The sequence below is a fragment of the Bacillus sp. JZ105 genome (genome assembly GCF_053903125.1).
Window position 1 is genome coordinate 3,251,992 of the sequence record NZ_CP096387.1, and the last position, 18,600, is coordinate 3,270,591.

14 protein-coding genes and 2 pseudogenes are annotated in these 18,600 nt (G+C 41.8%); 3 read left to right on the forward strand and 13 right to left on the reverse strand.

Features of this window, described 5'->3' with window-relative positions:
- The first annotated feature begins 132 nt into the window (after positions 1 to 132).
- The 3 genes and pseudogenes from M1D81_RS16810 to M1D81_RS16820 all read left to right on the forward strand — a co-directional run bounded on the left by M1D81_RS16810 (position 133) and on the right by M1D81_RS16820 (position 3,334).
- Complete coding sequence (locus M1D81_RS16810) at positions 133 to 801, forward strand: YigZ family protein (RefSeq protein ID WP_012011434.1); 669 nt, start codon at positions 133 to 135, stop codon at positions 799 to 801.
- On the forward strand, positions 786 to 1,877 hold the full coding sequence (locus M1D81_RS16815) for an LCP family protein (RefSeq protein WP_456266284.1): 1,092 nt from the start codon (positions 786 to 788) through the stop codon (positions 1,875 to 1,877). The genes M1D81_RS16810 and M1D81_RS16815 overlap by 16 nt, the downstream gene beginning before the upstream one ends.
- A 104-nt stretch (positions 1,878 to 1,981) precedes the next feature.
- Positions 1,982 to 3,334 (forward strand): annotated as a pseudogene (locus tag M1D81_RS16820) (IS1182 family transposase).
- A gap of 109 nt (positions 3,335 to 3,443) precedes the next feature.
- Here M1D81_RS16820 and M1D81_RS16825 read toward each other — a convergent pair.
- The 13 genes and pseudogenes from M1D81_RS16825 to M1D81_RS16885 form a co-directional block, all read right to left on the reverse strand.
- The gene (locus tag M1D81_RS16825; RefSeq protein ID WP_024423627.1) at positions 3,444 to 4,511 is read right to left on the reverse strand and encodes a glycosyltransferase family 4 protein; all 1,068 of its coding nucleotides are present in this window, start codon (positions 4,509 to 4,511) and stop codon (positions 3,444 to 3,446) included.
- Positions 4,512 to 4,645: 134 nt separating this feature from the next.
- Positions 4,646 to 5,842, reverse strand: a complete 1,197-nt coding sequence (gene tuaH / locus M1D81_RS16830) for a teichuronic acid biosynthesis protein TuaH (RefSeq protein WP_456267095.1) — start codon at positions 5,840 to 5,842, stop codon at positions 4,646 to 4,648.
- 19 nt (positions 5,843 to 5,861) lie between these two features.
- Positions 5,862 to 6,617 carry a teichuronic acid biosynthesis protein TuaG gene (tuaG, locus tag M1D81_RS16835; RefSeq protein ID WP_456266283.1) on the reverse strand — a complete coding sequence of 252 codons (756 nt, stop codon included), beginning with the start codon at positions 6,615 to 6,617 and terminating at the stop codon, positions 5,862 to 5,864.
- A 24-nt stretch (positions 6,618 to 6,641) separates the two neighbouring features.
- The gene (gene tuaF / locus M1D81_RS16840) at positions 6,642 to 7,319 is read right to left on the reverse strand and encodes a teichuronic acid biosynthesis protein TuaF (RefSeq protein ID WP_024426261.1); all 678 of its coding nucleotides are present in this window, start codon (positions 7,317 to 7,319) and stop codon (positions 6,642 to 6,644) included.
- A 61-nt stretch (positions 7,320 to 7,380) separates the two neighbouring features.
- Positions 7,381 to 8,841: a teichuronic acid biosynthesis protein TuaE gene (gene tuaE, locus M1D81_RS16845; protein ID WP_456266282.1), complete on the reverse strand. Its 1,461-nt coding sequence runs from the start codon at positions 8,839 to 8,841 to the stop codon at positions 7,381 to 7,383.
- A 39-nt stretch (positions 8,842 to 8,880) separates the two neighbouring features.
- Positions 8,881 to 9,810, reverse strand: a complete 930-nt coding sequence (locus M1D81_RS16850; RefSeq protein ID WP_456266281.1) for an NAD-dependent epimerase/dehydratase family protein — start codon at positions 9,808 to 9,810, stop codon at positions 8,881 to 8,883.
- A 14-nt stretch (positions 9,811 to 9,824) separates the two neighbouring features.
- Entirely contained in the window at positions 9,825 to 11,162 is a 1,338-nt protein-coding gene (tuaD, locus tag M1D81_RS16855; protein WP_456266280.1) for a UDP-glucose 6-dehydrogenase TuaD, read from the reverse strand.
- Positions 11,163 to 11,241: 79 nt separating this feature from the next.
- On the reverse strand, positions 11,242 to 12,426 hold the full coding sequence (tuaC, locus tag M1D81_RS16860) for a teichuronic acid biosynthesis protein TuaC (RefSeq protein WP_342492104.1): 1,185 nt from the start codon (positions 12,424 to 12,426) through the stop codon (positions 11,242 to 11,244).
- Positions 12,423 to 13,874, reverse strand: a complete 1,452-nt coding sequence (gene tuaB / locus M1D81_RS16865) for a teichuronic acid biosynthesis protein TuaB (protein ID WP_456266279.1) — start codon at positions 13,872 to 13,874, stop codon at positions 12,423 to 12,425. Before tuaB ends, tuaC begins: the two co-directional genes overlap by 4 nt.
- A gap of 18 nt (positions 13,875 to 13,892) precedes the next feature.
- The gene (locus M1D81_RS16870; protein WP_024423636.1) at positions 13,893 to 14,552 is read right to left on the reverse strand and encodes a sugar transferase; all 660 of its coding nucleotides are present in this window, start codon (positions 14,550 to 14,552) and stop codon (positions 13,893 to 13,895) included.
- 199 nt (positions 14,553 to 14,751) lie between these two features.
- Complete coding sequence (locus tag M1D81_RS16875; RefSeq protein WP_456266278.1) at positions 14,752 to 15,345, reverse strand: hypothetical protein; 594 nt, start codon at positions 15,343 to 15,345, stop codon at positions 14,752 to 14,754.
- Between the two features lie 128 nt (positions 15,346 to 15,473).
- Positions 15,474 to 16,970, reverse strand: a pseudogene (locus tag M1D81_RS16880) (N-acetylmuramoyl-L-alanine amidase).
- 127 nt (positions 16,971 to 17,097) lie between these two features.
- Positions 17,098 to 18,588: an N-acetylmuramoyl-L-alanine amidase gene (locus tag M1D81_RS16885; protein WP_456266277.1), complete on the reverse strand. Its 1,491-nt coding sequence runs from the start codon at positions 18,586 to 18,588 to the stop codon at positions 17,098 to 17,100.
- Positions 18,589 to 18,600 lie beyond the last annotated feature (12 nt).

Consider the following 18,600-nt stretch of genomic DNA (forward strand, 5'->3'; position numbering starts at 1 on the left):
GCGTATAATCATGAAGTTTTTATGACGACCCTTTTTCCACTCCTATCATCATAACAAAATACGCTGTAAAATTCTAAAACCAATGCAAATTTTCACTAGTCTTACAATTTGCTTGTCAGGAGGGTATGTCTTTTGCTGAATCGCTATCTTACAGTAAAAAGTCGTGGTGAGCATGAGATCGTCATCGAAAAATCACGTTTTATTTGTCATATACAGCGTGCTGTCTCAGAAGAAGAAGCACAAGCATTTATACAATCCATTAAAAAACAACATTGGAATGCCACACATAATTGTTCAGCCTATCTCATTGGTGAACATGACCTGATTCAAAAAGCGAATGATGATGGTGAACCAAGCGGTACAGCAGGTGTGCCAATGCTTGAAGTGCTAAAAAAACGGAAGCTGAAAGATACAGTCGTTGTGGTCACTCGTTATTTCGGCGGTATCAAGCTAGGTGCCGGTGGATTGATTCGTGCCTACGGAAAATCTGTATCAGAAGCTATCAACCATGTTGGAATGGTAGAGCGCTGTTTAATGCGTACAATGCACACAACAATAGATTATACATGGCTTGGAAAGGTAGAGAATGAGCTTAGAGCCTCATCTTTTCAGCTAAAAGAAATCCATTATGCAGAAGATGTTATTTTTGAGACATATGTTGAAGAAACACAAACAGAGCAGTTCATTGAGTGGATGACTGAGCTGACAAATGGAAAGAGTGTTACAAAAGAAGGCGAACTTATTTATTTAGAAAAGGACATTGGTCCGATAAAGGAGACAGATGAATGGCACAACGAGTAAAAGTGCGTGTACGAAAGAAAAAGAGTAAGAAGAAGAGAATTATCAAACGTATTCTGGTCTTATTTTTGCTTCTTATCATCTGCATGGGCGGATTTGCAGTATATAAAATCGTCAATACTCTTCAAGCTGCTGACAAAACATATGATGAACTAAACCGCGGAGAGAAATCGAATCTTCGTGATGCTGTCATTGATATTAAGAAAAAACCTTTCTCTGTATTATTTGTCGGAATTGAGGATTATGCCACAAAGGGTGATCATGGCCGTTCAGATTCACTCATTGTTGCAACGATTAACCCTCAAGACAAATCGATGAAAATGGTTAGTATCCCTCGTGACACACGCGTACAGCTTGCAAGTGATACGACAGGAAGTAAAGAAAAGATCAATGCAGCATTTGCTAAAGGTGGTAAAGACGAAACGATTGAAACTGTCGAACAATTCTTGCATATTCCGATTGATAAGTATGCAACCGTTGATTTTGACGGATTCAAGGATGTCATTGATGAAGTCGGCGGAATTGATATCGATGTTCCATTTGACTTCAATGAAAAAAGTGATGTTAAAAAATCGAAAAAGATTTACTTCAAAAAAGGCAATATGCATTTAAACGGGGAAGAAGCTCTTGCTTATGCACGGATGAGAAAACAAGATCCCCGCGGTGACTTCGGACGTAACGATCGTCAGAAACAAATTTTACGTGCAATAATTGACCAAATGTCGAAGCCAAATAACATTGCGAACGTCGATAACATCGCTAAAGAGGTCAGCGATCACATTACGACCAATTTCCGTATCACAGAAGGTCTCGCGCTTCAGCAAATCTACAGCGGATTTAAAGGAGACGACACAGAAACACTCTCTATTAAAGGATCAGACCTTTACTTAGGGCCAAATCGGACATATTACTTTGAGCCAAATCCAACCAATCTAGCTAACGTCCGAAATGAATTAAGGACGCATTTAAAGCTGCCTGCTGAGTCTTCAACAGAAACAGATTCACAAACCAATCCGTCGTCTGGTGAAACAGGGTCAAGTGATACAACTAACTCTTCGACCAGCACACCTGGACAATAATAAAAAACAGCCCAGTTCCTTGGAACGGGCTGTTTCAGCTTGTAGACAAAGTCTACAAGCTTTTTTGTATAATAAGGATATTAACATTTCTGTGGGGGATGAACATGTTATCGAAACGTGAAGAAGAAAGAAGAAATCAATTAGAAGTAGTGGCATTAGATGAATTAGTGCCTGAAGATCATCTTGTACGGAAAATAGATCAAGCAATCGATTTTGACTTCGTTTATGATCTTGTCAAAGATCATTATAGTTCCGACAATGGCAGACCAAGTGTGGACCCCGTTGTTCTCATTAAAATGGTTTTGATCCAATATCTATTTGGCATTCGCTCCATGCGTCAAACGATTAAAGAAATTGAAACCAATGTGGCTTATCGTTGGTTTATTGGGTATGGATTTTCGGAGAAAATTCCGCACTTTTCTACCTTCGGTAAAAACTACGTGAGACGTTTCCACGATACAGATTTATTCGAACAAATTTTTTATCGAATCTTAAGAGAAGCGATGAAAAAAGGCCTCGTTGACCCTTCTGTCGCCTTCATTGATTCAACACATGTCAATGCGAATGCCAATAAGAAAAAACTTGAAAAGAAAATTGTTCGAGTTGAGACGAGAAGTTATCAAAATCAGCTTCATGAGGAAATTAATATTGATCGTGAAGAACATGGAAAAAAGCCTTTACCCCTTCAGAATAAAGAAGAAATAAAAGAAATCAAAGTCAGTACAACTGACCCAGAGAGGCTACTATGTAAAGGATGAACGTGAAAAGTCATTTGCTTATTCATTTCATACAGCTTGTGATTCAAAAGGATTTATTCTAGGATCACTGGTCACAGGTGGCAATGTTCATGATAGTCGTATGTTAGATTCACTCGTATCAAAGGTGACAGAGAAAATCGGAAAACCAAATGTAGTCGCAGTAGATGCTGGATATAAAACACCTTACATCGCTAAGTTTTTAATGGATCAAGGGATAAGAGCAGTCATGCCTTACACTCGTCCAAAAACAAAAGCTGGTTATTTGAAAAAGAATGAATACGTGTATGATGCATATTTTGATTGTTACATTTGCCCCAACGGGCAAATTCTCTCCTATCGTACAACGACTAGAGAAGGCTATAAGCAATATGCGTCCGACTCAGAAGTATGTAAGTCCTGCTCGTTTTTAGATAACTGTACACAAAGTCAAAATCATACCAAACAAATTCATCGGCATATTTGGCAGGATTACCTAGATGAAGCAGACAACCTAAGACTCACTGAAATAAATAAGAGCATCTATGCAAAACGGAAAGAAACAATTGAACGCGTTTTTGCGGATGCCAAAGAAAAGCATGGTATGCGTTGGTCGAAACTTCGAGGACTAAAAAAGTTTCAATGCAAGCGATGCTTACTTTCGCTGCCATGAACCTTAAAAAGCTAGCAAACTGGACATGGAAAGGACCATGTCCAGCGTAAAACACATGATGTTTTTATCAAAAAATGTGAAAACCCCACTTTTACTTTAAGTAAAGGAGGGGTTTGTCTACGGTCTGAAACAGCCCAGTTCCTTGGAACGGGCTGTTTTTTATTGTCTTTTGACCATTCGTTTATAAAATTTCGTAAATGGTTTGAACTCTTCATTCACCAAGCCTGTGACTTCCGCAATCACTTGCATGAACATGACCAGTAAAAAGATAATAATCAGTGATAACCAAATGGTGGCGCTTGTCAGCAAAATTGCACTTAAGCTAAAGACTAAGCCAATCATATAAATCACGATGACAGCCATGCGGTGAGACAAGCCAAAGGCCATCAGTCTATGATGAATATGAGACTTGTCAGGTGCTGAGATCGGCTGTTTGTTTAATATTCGTCTAATGATGGCAAAGGTGGTATCGAAAATAGGGACACCTAGAATGATCACCGGGACAACAACACTAAACAAAGTGACACTTTTGTACAGCCCTAATAGTGACAACACCGAAATCATATAGCCTAAAAAAAGCGAACCGGTGTCACCCATAAAAATCTTCGCCGGATGAAAGTTGTAAAAGAGAAAGCCGATGGTACTGCCAATGACAACAAGAGATAAAGAAAGAATCAAAATTTTATCAGCTGAAAATGCCATCACCGCAATGGTTGATAAACCGATGACAGAAATTCCGGCAGCCAGTCCATCAAGGCCGTCAATTAAATTAATGGCATTTGTGATTCCGACAATCCATAACACGGTTAGGGGATACGCCATCCAGCCTAACTCAATTCGATCTGTTAAGAAAGGAACAGAGAAAAAGTCCATTTTTAAGCCTGTGCTTACAATCAGACAAGCAACAAGAACTTGTACGAGAAATTTAAATCTTGCACTTAAATTATATTTATCATCAAATATACCTAGAATGACGATAAGTACGGCTCCAACTGAAATTGCTGTAATTTTATTATGTAGAAACAGCCCGCCTGCTAATGCTCCAGCCGCTACCCCAATAAAAATTGCCAAACCGCCCATTCGAGGCATTACTTTATCATGAACTTTTCGTTTATTCGGCTGGTCCACTGCACCAATCTTAATTGCAAACTTTTTGACGATTGGTGTCACAATTAAAACTGTAGCCAGAGAGACAAAAAACGCTAATAAGGCGCGTTCGTAATCCATAGGTCAGTCTCCTTCTAAATTGAAATCTGTATTTTGTATATTGGCCGCTCTTTCCATTATACAATTGAATAGAGGATGATCACAAGCTCCCCCTATGAAGAAGAATCAAATAAAAACGCACAATCCCTGATGAATTATGCGTTTTCTTTAATATTCGTTAATTCCACCATGTTTGTGAACAGCGCGTGCCAATCTTTTTTCTTCGCACGGCTTTGTCTTAGATGTCTATAGGTCATGTCGTCTTTTTTGCTGATCACTTTTTGACAGGCTTCTACGAAGAGGGCAGGATCTTCTCCCTCTAAATATTCATACACATCATTCTCTTTTAGCCTTTCCGTTGACGGAAGATTTAAACCGACAACCGGTATTCCTGCGGCTAAAAATTCATATAGCTTGAGTGGAAACACGGCTTGATTGTAAGGAGATTGTTTGTATGGCATCATGCCTACATCAATCAGCTTCATATACGCAGGCACTTCTTCTGGTGCAACAGCACCTGTCCAAATCACATTCGGCAGTTGAAGTGCATGCTGAAAAGATGGATCGCCATTTGTTCCATCCGGACCGACAAATAAAAATGTCCAATCAGGCTGCAAGCGGGCTGCTTCTGCTATCATGTCAAAATCCAGCTTCGGCTTGATGCCTCCAATAAAACCAAGAACAGTTCCTTCTCTTCCTTGCAGCACATTCTCCTTACTTGGAAGGTTGCTTTTTGCAAACACATCGTACTCGACGCCATTTTCAACTGTAAAGACATCTTTCGGTTCACCCATGAGACGCTTTTTGATTTGATCGTGTAAGTATTGAGAAGAGCATGTAATGCTGTGTGCGTATTTGATGATTCGATTTTCTGCTTTCACAATGACACGCTGTCTCATATAAGAAAGCAAATTATTTTTGCCGCTTATCGGCTCTCCCCACAGGTCACTGCAGTCATAGACAATATGTTTCCATTCAAATAAAGAAGATAAGAGCGGAAAGCCCGGAAACGTATACCATAAGCAAACAGCGATTCCCTTCTTTTCTTCCTGCCGCAAATGCTCAAGAAGAGGGGACAATTTATGAATATAGAACATGTCTTGATATCGGCCAAAGCGAAAAAATTTACTCTTGAGCACATCAGGAATGGTCAATTGCTTCATTCGATCGGTTATGGGCTGAAAGGGAGCTGTATGACGGGATGCAGATGGGCATACCCAGATGACCTCTTTCGTTTCTGAATCAGATGCTAGAAATTCCGCCAGTCGATGCCGTCTGTACCTCAAGCCGTCCTGTCCCCATTCTCCCGTCGCTACGATAACATGTATGATCGAGTCTGCTTTCACCTTTATCACCTTTTTTCCCTTCTGTTTATAAGCGCTTCTTCACAGCATTTGTCGCATAGTGCATAAAACACCAAGATGCTTTAACAAAATGAAGCTGCTCAATTTCTCTGTAGACGAACCACGTTTTTTTCGCTGCTTTCCACTTGTTACTAGAGATCGAGTTTCCAACGATGCGGTATTCACTGAGCGGTTCACTCATTCCATAGGCTGTAAACCCTCTTTTTAATATGGACAGCCATGTAGCTAAATCCTGTCTTGTGCGAATGTTCGGCATTTCTACATGTCCTATCTTCTGTACATCAAGCATCACCGTTAAACAGCCGATAATGGTATTTTTCAAAGCTTCATCATAAGTTAATCTCACTGGTGCAGTGACGGTTTTTTCTAACGGTTCTCCATTTTCTGCAATGATGTCATATGCCGTGAATGTAAAGGCATAATCGTTTGTCAGCATGAAGTCTACCTGCTTTTCAAGCTTCGTCTCTTTCCACTTATCATCGCTGTCTAAAAAAGCGATGAAGCGGCCTTTTGCCTGTTTGATGGCTGCGTTTCTAGCGATGGCGGCTCCCCCATTTTGCTCTAAATAAATGACGTTGATTCTGTCGTCTGCTTCACTTAATTCCCCAAGCAGCTTCCTTGTTCCATCTGTTGAACAATCATCTGCGATGATCAGTTCCCAATTAGAATAGGTTTGGGCAAGGACGGAATGAACTGTATCCGTTAAATAACGTTCCGCATTGTAGGCCGGTGTAATGATTGATACTAACGGTTGATTGTTCACCTAAGACTCATCTCCAGTTCATCATTAAGATTCTTTGAACACTTCGGGTAAGACCACAAACATGAGCGAGATACTAAAGCCAATGACAAGCCCAAGCAGAGCCCGCTTTTTCGCTGACATGCCTTTATTGCCTTCATCAAGAACTTGGGCAGGATCAACAATTTTCGCCTGTTTCATTCCAAGCTTTGTAGACTCCAATTCATATAAAAATCGCTCTTTATCTACTTTGGAATCGTTGCTGACAGATTCGTCTTCTAGAGCAGATAATCTACTTTCAATCACCTGCTGCCTTTTTGTAAATAATGCTTTGTCTTGCTTCAGAAATGTATCCGACACCTGCTTCACGACAGCTAAAGCATGATCCTTATCAGCATCTGTGAAGGACAGCTGTAATTGTGTATCTGATTGATTGGTGAGGATGAGGCGGCTTTTCACATCCTGCCTTTCTTCTTCTTTCACATCACTGAGTGCTTCATTTAAAAATGCATCGCTTTTTAATAGAGATGTCACTTCTGCGATATTGTTATACACTCCGTCATCATATTTACCAAGTGTAAGCGTAACGGCAGCTGTGTAACTAGACTGCTGCACTGTTCCTTTGGCAAAAAAGAATCCAAAAGCGCCCAATACGACAGGCAGCAGCACAAGCCATACAATATACTTTTTGATTCGCTTCCCTATTCTAGATATGAAACCAGACATGTTCATTCTCCCAACATTGACGTATTTGCTTTTTCATTAGTGTAGCCATACCAGCGCAGCATCACACACGGTTTACCAAGCGCTGTTTGTTTTTCAACATATTCACCGCTGCGATCACGAGTCCTAAAAAGACCCAGTGGAAATATAAATTCGAGACAGAACTAGGACTGATACTTGAAACGAGAAAGCTCAACATGGCAGCAAACAAACCTTCAATGATCATTTTTGCTGATCTTGTGTCAGCCCATTGGTATTGTTTATACAGCGTGAACATGAGATAAGCGTAGACGGAGATATAGCCCAGCATGACCGCAAATCCAAAGTTCGTCATCACTTCCAGCAGCCAATTGTGAACTTCAACGACTTGATCTGTATCAAAGATCGAAAAGTGGGCTAAGTAGTAAGACACATTCCCCGCTCCGACACCAAACCCGTATGAATCCGTAAAGAAATGCCATGCATTTTTGATTAAATTCGCTCTCGCAATGTTGGATGGGAGTGGTTCACTAAAAGAATGCGCGACCTGAGAAGCGAGAAACCAGTCATAATAGACTGAATAAATCTTGTCTGAAAAAACAGCGATACAGATGACACCAAGTCCGCCTGCTGCGATGAGTGACCACTTTTTGAGAAAGCGCGGCATGAGAAGCCACACATAGATGGCCGCTCCTGCAAATATGCCAAGCATGCTCGCGCGGGATTCTGTTAACAAAATGAGATACAGTGCTGCAATCGCGCCAAATAATCCAAATGCTTTGATATAGCCATTTTTCATTTGCCGCATACACGCTAAATACAAGAAAAAGCTAATCGATAAAAACGTCGCAAAGTCATTTTGATTAAAAAAGACAGCTGTAGGATAGTGCTGTTTATACGCCGGCCCAAGATACAATGAAGTATTCGGTAAATGGTTCAAAGTAAAGTGATTATAAAACCCTATCCCCATGACAAATACAGTCATGACGAGCCAAATGCTATAAAAGGTAACCACTTGATCGATTCGCTGAATGTACATGACCACAAGAAAGACAAAACCCATCCCCATAGCAAGCAGGGACATATATTTGAGACCGTCTGTCACCGAATGAGCCCACAGCAGTGAGATGAGCCCGTAAAGAAACCATGCAGCGAAAAAACCAAGAATCCCTTTGACACGAATCTGCTGCCACTGCGATATGTACGTCCCCTTATCTCTCATCCGCCATATGAATAAAGCAAAGGCGGCAATGAGCATGATACGGTAGAGAAAAAGACTAAAGAACCCGGCACTAATTGAAAAGAAAGCGTTGTTGAGAAAGGTCAATGCAATTAAAAGATATATGGCTGACATGAACACTTGCTCACCGTTCATGTATAGCTTCATTAACACGAGAAAAGCCGTCAGGACTAAAAGCAGGACCGGAATGGCGACGATCTTTTTGAACCCGGCGGGCTGCGCAGACGCCAATTGTACAAGTCCTAGCCCTGCTGCAAATAATATACATCCGATCATGATTTGCCATGCTGTTTGTTTCACACTCATACCCATTTTCCTCCTAAGCAACCCATCCGATTTGAGGGATTAAGCCTTGACTTCCTGTTTATAGTAGGAAATGGTACGAGCCAAACCTTCCTGTAAACTCACAACAGGCTCCCATGCTAAGACTTGTTTCGTTTCCTCATTTGCCAATGTACTATGCACGATATCTCCTGCACGCTGCGGCTTGTAAATCGGTTCAAGCTGTGATCTCGTTACCCGTTTCATTGTTTGAAACAGTTCATTCACAGTGATGGAATCACCACACGAAATATTTAAACAAACGTTTGATTGGGCTGTTAAAGCTGCAACATTCGCTGCCGCTAGATCACCCACATAGATAAAGTCTCTTGTTTGTTCCCCATCTCCAAAGATAAAAGGAGCCTCATCCTTTGCAAACTTATCAGAGAAAATAGAGACAACACCGCCTTCGCCAAGTGCATCTTGGCGCGGACCATATACATTGCTGTACCTGAGAATACAATAGTCCACATCATAGAGTGATTTGGCCATTTCTAAATACCGCTCTACTGTCAGTTTTGCTAAACCATATGGTGAACCAGGATTCAGCCGGTGAGCGGTGTCTACTGGCAGATACACCGGGTCTCCATAGACAGCTGCTGATGAGGCAAAGATGACTTTTTCCACTCCTGCTTCAGCCGCAGCTTTTATGACGTGCAGAGATCCTTTTATATTGACCTCTTCGTCATAGATGAAATCCTGAACAGAAACGGCTACACTTACTTGTGCTGCAAGATGAATGATATACTCCGGTGCAATTTGTTTGATCAAATCAATCGTCGCTGGCTTTGTGATATCCGCCTCCATGCATTGCACGGAAAGATGGGCAATATTTTCTCGAGATCCAGTTGAAAAGTTATCAAGAACGATGGGCTCATAGCCTTTTTCTAGTAAAGCCTCTACCGTATGAGATCCAATAAATCCGCTTCCCCCAGTAACCAATACTTTCTTCATCCAAGCTCCCCCTGTTATTGTGCCTTCGATACCAATTCTGCTTCCCATACACTTGGGCGGCCGATAGACTGGTAAATAAATCCTCTCTCTTTCATTTCTGCTGGATCAAACAAATTCCTTCCATCAATTACAATCGGCGAACGAAGCAGCTGCTTGATCTGGTCTTTATCCATCTTCTGTACGTCATCCCATTCTGTTAGGATGAGACAAGCATCCGTATCTTTTACTGTTTCGTACAGGTCGTTGCTGAAAACCGCCTGCGGGCCAAGCTCACGTTCAGCTTCTACATAAGCAATCGGATCATAAGCTTTCACAAAAGCCCCCAGCTCTCTCAGCATTGGGATAATATCTAGTGCAGGCGCTGAACGCATATCATTCGTATTCGGTTTAAAGGCAAGGCCTAAGACAGAAATGGTTTTTCCTTTAATATCACCGAACACACTCATCAATTTGCTGACCAGGTGGGCTCTTTGGTTGTTGTTCGTTTCAATGACAGATTCGATCAGCTTGAACCGGTATCCGGATGTTTCGGCAATTTTGAGAAGAGCCATCGTGTCTTTCGGGAAGCAAGAACCTCCAAATCCAATGCCTGCTTTTAAAAATTTATGCCCGATTCGGCTGTCTAATCCAACTCCTTCACTGACTTTTTCAACGTCAGCGCCTACCCTTTCGCAAATATTTGCAATGTCATTAATAAATGAGATTTTTGTGGCAAGCATGGCATTTGCAGCATACTTAATCATTTCTGCACTTTCTAAGTTGGTCTCTACAACCTCTGTTTGAAACGGATCATGCAGTCTTTTGATGATGCTAGAGGCATGAGTGCTGGTCGAACCAATGACCGCCCGCTCCATATTCATCGTATCTTGAATCGCTGAGCCTTCTCGGAGAAACTCTGGATTGGATACGACATCAAAAGGATATTTGCTGCGCGATGCCTTTTCTACAATGGCTTGAACGAGACGGCCTGTTCCAACGGGAACTGTGCTTTTATTGACGATGATTTTATAGCCATTCAGGTGTTCACCAATCGTTTGAGCGACAGCCTTCACGTACGTTAAATCTGCTTCCCCCTGTGGTGTCATCGGTGTCCCTACGGCAATATAGATAATCTCTGATTCCCTAATAGCGGCAGGAATATTCGTTGTAAAAAACAGTCTTCCTTCTTCTGTATTCTTTTCAATCAATTCTTTTAAACCTGGTTCATAAATGGGAACGACACCACTTTTTAAGCTGTTGATTTTTGATTCATCGATGTCACAGCAGATGACACGATTTCCGATATCAGCAAAACAAGTACCCGATACTAACCCGACATAACCTGTTCCAATCACAGCAATTTTCTTCAACATTTTTCATCCTCTCAGTAAAAGCATATTGTCCGTTCCAAGCTGTTTATCTATCTATCATTCTTTGCACATTTCATCTTGTTTAAACGATGGATGTTGATTGATTGAGCACCTTCTCATATTGCTGAATGAGATGCTTCGCATTATGTTCTGATGAATATTCTGTATGAACCATTTCATGAAGATCGTTCTTCACTGCTTCATTCCATCTATTTTCATAAAGACAGGCGTGAATCGCCTCTTTCAGCTGACGCGTCGAACGCGGTTCAACGAGCAGGTGTTGATAGGTTGAAAATAAGGATGGGAGACCACCAACCCGTGTTGCAATGACAGGTACTTTTAAAGCGAGCGCTTCTAGAACGACGGTTGGCATTCCTTCACTGTAGGAAGGGAGTGCAAACAGATCAGCTGCCATTAAGTAGTCTCTCACCTGCTCATTCGGCACCTGCCCTGGGAGTATAATAGATGCACCTGCCCGTTCCTTGAGTTCGTTTGCAAGGGGGCCTTTTCCAACAAAGACTGCTTTCACTCCATCCATGCTGCTGACAACATCAGCTAATTCAAGCAAGCCCTTCTCTTTCACTAAACGCCCGACGAAAACAACGAGCTTATCTTGAAGCGGTAAACGTAAGTGCTTTCTGATGCCTTCTTGACCTTCTTCCGTTCCGGAAAATGATCGGAGCGGAATACCAAGCGGAAGACATTTTGCTTCTACCTTCGTCATCTCATTTGTCTTTTTAGCCAGCTCCTCACTCACTGTCAGAACAGCAGATGCCTGCCTCACCGCCGTTTCAAAGGCTGCCTTCGCCCCTTTGCTATAGTTCGGATATACGTTCACATCACTGCCGTGCAAGGTCAGAAGATAAGGGATTTTCGTTTCTTTCTGAATCACAGCCGCCGCTCCGCCAGACGGCATGGCAAAGTGCGCATGGATAAAATCTGGTGACAACTGATGACGCTGCATTGCTCTGAGAACGGAAGCCGCTATTCGTTTACTCGGCTGCGCCCATTTCAGCTGTCCAGGGAGCGCTGGATAAGGCGGTCTGTAAACCTTCACTCCGTTCCTCACTTCCTGTTCAGGCAGATCCCTTTTCTGCCGATAGGATGCCTTGAGCATCCGTAAAATCGGCGGATTCACTGGATTAGGACAAATGACAGTCACTTCTATTCCTTGTTTGAGCAGCTCCTGTACTTGCGTTTCATGAAATACGCCCTCACTCGGATGTTTTTCACTAGGATATACACTTGTCAGCCATAGTACCTTCATGACGAACGACCTCTTCTCAATAATTTGCCTGCAGCCTGCGGATACATTTTGATGAGCAGCAAGCCATATAATGCAGCACTGACACAAACAGTCAGTAGTAATTGAAGTGAAATATCTGCTGACGTCAGCTTCATCCCTTGATGTAAAGCTACCGCACAGACCGCCATGAACAGCGTCATGACAGCAGGTTTTCCAAGTGATTTTAAATACACCTTCATATCAAGCTGAATGACATATGCCATAAGCCATCTGCCGACAATAAAGTTGAGCAGACTGACACCTGAGTAGATCCAAGCTACTGTAAGCAGACTGCCTGTAGTGACACCTGCATATAATGCGCAGCCATACACGATGAGCATCCCCGTATCCCAATAAAAGGCTAAGTCAGCTCTCCCTTTTGCAAGAAGGATTGAACCGTTTGGATTCATCAGCACACGCAGCAGGCCGACAATGCACAATATATTTAAAACCGGGACCGCTACTAGCCATTTCTCTCCAAACACGACTTCTATAAAGCTGTCTGATACGGCAGCAAGACCGATTAATAATGGAAAACTAACCAATGCGAGCATATTCGTCATACTTAGGAAGCCCTCTCGCAGCATGGAGTGATCCCGCTGACTTTTTGCGAAAACCGGGAAAGCCACTCTCGTCACAATCGGATTTATCTTCAGCACGGGTATTGTCACAATTTGATACGCCAAGCTGTAAATACCTAACGCTTCCGCTCCAAGAAACCGGCCGATTAAAATCATGTCGATGTTTGATCCTGCTCGGTTGACCAGTCTGGATGCGAGCTGGAATGCACCGAATGAGAAAAATTCCTTTACTTCTCCTAATGCAAAAACAGGTGCTGGACGCCACTTCTTCCAATAAGCCGCTGCATACATGAGACCTTTTCCTGATTGCAGCAGCACTTGAGAAATGACATAGGCGACAATCGGATTCATGAAGAAGGCGAAAACGAGTAAAACGAGCAGCGATATGATGGTCGCAATGGCTTCAATGGTGCTTAATGTTTTAAAGGCTAAGTCTTTTTGCATCATATACTGGTACTGCTGGCCAATCGGTGCGATCAGAAACATGATCGATAATAGCTTGAGCAGACCCTCTAGCTCTGGCCGGTTATAAAAAGCGGCTATCATTGGGCTTAACAGGATGAGCAGACAAAACAAGAGAATCCCTGTGAGCAGGTTGATCCAATATAATGTAGATAATTGACGTTCTGTCGTTTGTTCCTTTTGAATGATTGCTGCCCCAATTCCTAGATCTAGTAAAATCTGCGTAAATATTGTGACAGTTGTGATCATGCCAACAAGTCCAAACTCCTTGAGTGACATCACGTTCCCTAAAAAGGCGAACTGTGCAATTTGGATGATGGTGATGATCAATGCGGACAAGCTTGTCCATTTTGCCCCGCCTAGCATGCGTTTTTTCATACTTGCCATTTCTCTTCCCTACTTTACTTATCTGGCTCCGTCACCAGTCATGATGACTTTTAACGTTTTTACCATAATCTTCGTGTCGAGAGAAAATGTCAAGTTTTGAATATACTGTAAGTCGTGTGTTAATTTTTCACTTGGACTCATTTCATATCCGCCATTTACTTGAGCAAGACCTGTCAGCCCTGGCTTTACCGCCAACCTTTTTGTAAAGCCTGGAATCGTCCGATTAAATTCTGCGGTAAACATCGGTCTTTCTGGACGAGGACCTACGATACTCATTTCTCCTTTTAACACGTTGATAAATTGCGGAAGTTCATCAATTCTTGTTTTACGGATGAATGCCCCCACTTTGGTGATACGCGGGTCATTTTTTTGCGCCCATTTCGCTCCTCCGCTTTCTGCGTCAATTCTCATCGATCTGAGCTTCCATAATTTAAAGTAAACACCGTCTTTCCCGACCCTTTCCTGCATATAAAAGGCTGGCCCTGGTGTTTCCAGCTTAATCAAAAGAGCAAACAGCAAAATGATTGGCGTACTCAACATCAATCCGATGAACGAGAACATTAAATCTATGAAACGTTTTGCAAATAAATAACGAACCATATGTTCTGTTAAGGCAAAAGAGTGATTTCGTCTCACTTCATATTCTCTGTAAAGATTCATCGCTTTCTCTGCACTCACTGACCTGCACCTCACCATTCAAAGTAGTTGTTGTGTAAAGAGATGTTCTATGAAAGTCAGTTTAGCAGAGCAACATTAAGCAAATGTAAATGCGCTGTTAAGTCTTGTAAAACTGTGTTAAGAATGTGCACTTATATCAAGTTATGCCCTTTTGAACGTAAAAAAGACCCGCAATTCTGCGGGTCTCCGGGTCTTTTCTTTATTTTGCTTTTACAGATTCGATCGTTTTTAATCGAAGTGTTCCGTTTGCATCTTTTGTATAGGTTACTTTTACTTTTGATTCTTCTTTTAAGCTGTTCACTTGTTTAGAAAATGTATTTCCGAATTGAATAGCTACTTCTTTTCCATCAATGTTGACAGCAATTGTATGTCCATCAGCCAAACCGACATATGTGCCTTCTTTGGTGACTTCATTTTTCTTACTAGTCGTTGATTCTTTCTTTGTTTTAGAGTCACCTTTTGAGTCAGCTTTTGATTGGTCTTTAGCAGGTTCTTCTTTTGTAATTTCTTTGCTTGAGCTGTCTTTTGCCTCTTCATCAGACTGACTTGCCGGCTCTTCTGTTTGAGCAGTTGTTTCTTTACTTTGATCATCTGCTTTTTCATTTGACGATTGATCCTCTGATTTTTTGTCCGCAGCCTTATCTTTGTTTTGGTCGGCTGCTTCAGTTGTTTCTTTTTTGCTGTCATCCTTTTTGTTATCGCTTGATTGATTTGTTGTGCCGCACGCTGTGAGCAATACTCCTAGAAGCAATACTAGAAACGGCACTGTGATTAATTTTTTCAAGATCGTCACCTCTTCATGATTTGTCGGTTTGCTGTCGTTTGAAGATTTATGTGTAAACCATTCACCTTCTATGTTTCAATTATAACAAACATAACCAAAAATGAAATGTATTTTTAACTTGACACATCATTCATGATTCATTTTACGTCAAAGTAGTTGGACACACCAGTTGCAATTCCAGAAGCCAGCCGATCCTTTGCAGCGGTTGATTTTAAAATACTCGCATCAATTGGGCTTGTCACAAAGCCGGTTTCTAGCAAAATACTCGGCATTCTGGAATATTTGATGACGTAGAACCCTGCTGTTTTCACTCCGCGATCTCTTGTTCCAAGGGCACTGACCATTCGGGGCTGAACCTGTTGTGCCAGCTTGACACTATGAGCAGCCGCATATGTCGTATCATAATACGTCTCTGTTCCATTCGCACGGCTATTATCATTTGCGTTGGCGTGGATACTGATGAAAATATCAGCATTGGCCTGCGCTCCTTTACTGACACGTGTCTGCAAGGAGTCAAATGTATCAGAAGCTCTCGACATGACAATAAGGGCACCCGCTTGGTGAAGCCTTGACCGCAGCTTTAATGCTACTTCTAAATTGATGTTCTTTTCAAGCAGCCCATTCCCTACCGCTCCAGCATCCTGCGCACCATGACCTGGATCAATAAAAATCGTTTCACCTAACACTGCATTTTTCAACTGTGTGATGACATTTGATTGAATGGTTGATGTTCCGCCTACCACAGAAAATGCTGACATCTGTTTTGTTCCAATGATTTTTCTGATAGCATCCGGCACCGTTTGAGCGTCTGTGAGAAGAAGGGTTTGGCCCTGTTTCGCTGCTATACTTGCCGAAGCGGCTGCATCTGCATAGGCATACCCATAACTTATAAATGTTTGGCTTGTCTTCATTGGATACGTTTTAGCAATTTGGGCAGCCACCTCATACCGATTGGCTCCGCTTATTCTGACTGGTGATGGAAGCTATTGAAAAGCCGTTTTATTGATACTTGCTTCTCCGCCAATCACAATGGTCCGCTTGACTGCTTTGTTTTTTAATAGATTGGCTGTTTCCTCTCGCAGTCCTTTCGCATCTGTTAATAAAATGGGATAGCCTTGTTTGGCAGCGTATGGAGCAATCGCGACAGCATCAGCAGAAGCAGAACCATTCACGACGACTGCCGCACTAGCACTCTTCATGTGCTTCGCCACATTTGCCGCCAATTCATAGCGGTTCTTTCCTTGAATACGGGAAACGGATAAATTCATTGCTTTTAGCTGCTTCACGACGTTTTCAGAAATACTCGCAGTTCCGCCAAGAATCGTTACCCGCTTCGTTTTCAGCTGCTGCAGCCCGGTTTTTACAGCACCTGAAAGACTGCCAGCATTCGTTAACAGGACTGGGGCCCTTTGCTGGTAAGCATAAGGCACAGCACTCAGGGCATCTGCATAAGCATCACCGCCCACAAGAACAACGGCAGGCGCTTCCTGCCAGCCCCTTTTCGCGGTATTTACAGCCACCTCATATCGATTGCTTCCTTCTATCCTCGATACAGTGTGCTGCGCAAAAACGGATGGTGTATATAAACATAGTGAAACAGCAATCAGTAACATACATTTGATATCAAAACGCATGAAGTCAACCTCCTTGGTTTGAACCCTTCACCCAGGATGCTTCATGGACTTTTGAAAAAAGGCTGCCGAGTACGTTCTCGAGCAGCCTAAGAGGAGTATCTGAGGCACCCCTCAGGTTTGTGTTTTCTTATCTAAAATAACCTGACACACCACTTGAAATGCCTGACGCTAATCGATCTTTATACGTAGCAGATTTCAAGATGTTTGAATCAATTGGACTAGAAACAAAACCAGTTTCTAAAAGAACGCTCGGCATCTTAGAATATTTAATGACGTAGAAGGCAGCTGTTTTCACACCACGGTCTCTTGTACCTAGTGCACTGACCATTTTAGGCTGGATGTTTTGCGCCAGCTTCAGGCTGTTTGCAGCCGCATATGTTTTGTCATAATACGTTTCTGTTCCGTTTGCACTGCTGTTATCATTTGAGTTCGCATGGACACTAATGAAAATATCTGCATTTGCTGAAGCACCTTTGCTCACTCTTGTTTGAAGACTATCAAATGTGTCTGATGTTCTTGACATGGTCACAAGTGCACCAGCGTTGTTTAATTTCGTATTTAAACGCTTTGCTACATCTAAATTCAAATTCTTTTCATATAATCCGTATCCTACAGCTCCTGAATCATGTGCACCATGACCTGGATCAATGAACACTTTTTTCCCAACAGCCGGGTTTTTTAATTGTGCTAAAACCTTTGTTGAGATTACATTTGTACCACCAATTGTAATAAAACTAGTTATTTTTTTAGTGCCTATAGCACTTCTAGTTGCATTTGGTAGACTGTTTTTATTTGTGAACAAGAATGCTTTCCCCTTTTTTGCTGCAATACTTGCGCCTGTTACAGCATCTGCATATGCAAAACCGTTACTGAGGTAAGTGTTATTTGTACTTATATTATATTTATTTACAATACTTGCTGCTGTATCATAGCGAGTAGCACCGCTAACACGAGTTGGAGAAGGTAGCTGATTATATGTCGTTCTGTTAATTTTCGATACTCCACCAATTACAATCGTCTGTTTGATTCCTCTACTTTTAATAGTTGATGCTGTCACTTTAACTAAATTTCTATCATTTGTTAACAAAATTGGATATCCCATTTTAGCAGCATATGGAGAGATCGCTACTGCATCTGCATATGAAAAACCATTTGCAACTATTGCGGTGCTCGAACTCTTCATCTGTTTCGAGATTTGTGCAGCCGTATCATAGCGAGTTTGACCATAAATTCTCGATACAGAAATCCCCATTTTTTTCATTGAAGTTGCAACATTATTGGAAACTGTATTTCCACCACCAATGATAATGACTTTTTTTGTTTTTAGATCTTTCAACCCTTTTTTTGTCGCTGCCGACAATGTGTCTTTATTTGTAAATAAAACTGGTGCATTTTTTTGATATGCAAAAGGTACCGCACTAAGTGCATCAGCATAAGCTGTTTTTCCAACTAAAACAACGGTTTCAGCTGTTTTCCACCCTGTTTTGGCTGCATTTACTGCTACCGCATAACGTGTACTGCCATCTATTTTTGTTACAGAGTTGTCAGCTAATATAGATGGAGTAAACATAAACAGCGCTATTACACTGATAAAAAAAGCTTTAATAGTAGCGTGCATCTTATTCTCTCC